The organism is Amycolatopsis sp. A133 (genome assembly GCF_031082405.1).
Lineage (GTDB): Bacteria > Actinomycetota > Actinomycetes > Mycobacteriales > Pseudonocardiaceae > Amycolatopsis.
This window is the reverse complement of record NZ_JAVHJU010000005.1, coordinates 1-1,092: the sequence shown is the minus strand read 5'-3', so window position 1 is coordinate 1,092 and position 1,092 is coordinate 1. Positions and strand designations below refer to the sequence as shown.

Annotated in this window: 1 protein-coding gene; it reads right to left on the bottom strand. The window is 68.5% G+C overall.

What is annotated here, in order from left to right; all coding sequences use genetic code 11:
- Positions 1-59: 59 nt before the first annotated feature.
- Positions 60-872: a transposase family protein gene (locus Q5425_RS07820; RefSeq protein ID WP_308671444.1), complete on the bottom strand. Its 813-nt coding sequence runs from the start codon at positions 870-872 to the stop codon at positions 60-62.
- Positions 873-1,092 lie beyond the last annotated feature (220 nt).

The window sequence follows — 1,092 nt, the reverse complement described above, 5'->3', positions numbered from 1 at the left end:
TGGGGTTGTTTCATCGTGGTTTGTGCTGGTCAGGCTGTGGTGATGGAGGGTGGTATCGCTCAGGCGGGGTCGGGCCGGGTGGTGTCGCGGACGTTCTGCTCATGCTGGGTGAGTACGAGCAGTGCGCGTAGCAGGGTGGTGGCGTGGCGGGGGTGCAACCGGAGTTTGTCGAGGATGCGCCAGTTTTTGAGGGCGGCGAAGCCGCCCTCAACCGCGCAGCGCATGGCGGAGAACGCGGCGTTGGCCTGTTTCTGGGCCTTGGTCAACGGCCGCTTGGCCTCAGCCTTGTAAGGGGTGAGCACGACCTGCTCACACCGACCTCCACACTGGCGGCAGTCGCGGCTGTCGCGGACGTCTTTGTGCCAGCCGTGGAACCCTTTGTCCCCAGCGGGGGTCAGTCCGTGGGCGTGCAGACGTTCCCGGATCCGCAGCCGGCGGGCGGCGGTGATGTCGGCAGTGCGGCCCGGCAGCACCGCCGAGACCCACAGCAACCGGCCGTCTTCGTCGGTGAGGGCGAGGGCGAGCAGGCCGTGCTGTTTGTGTTTGCCGCTGTAGTTGGCCCGGTTCGCCCGGCCGGTGCGACGGCGGGTCCGGATCAGGGTGCCATCCACCAGCACCACCGCCCCGCCCCGGGCGACCAACCGGCGCAAGACCCGGCCCAGGCGTGCCGCCCGGGCTGCGAGAAGACCGATGACTTCCAACACCCAGCGCCGCACCGTCGAGGCCGACACACCCATCCCACCGCCGAGATCGGCCAGGCGCGGGTCGTGGCGCAGAACGGCCAGCACCACCAGTGCCTGCCCGGCAGGGCCGGCTTTGCGCCAACGTGACCGAACCCGACGCCGCCGGGCCCGGATCAGCTCGGCGACCATGCTCAGGGTCTGCCGCGACAGAGGAAGGGTGACCTGGTAAGAAATGGGGCCGAAGCCCTCGGTGGGTGGTTGACTCACATCGCGATCTTGCCGAGGGCTTCACCCATGCCCAGGCCACCACGCCGGGTCCCGACGCCACTTCCTCCCCCACAACCACAACAACCCACACACACCACCCTCACCAGCCACAACCACGATGAAACAACCCCATTGGGGCGCT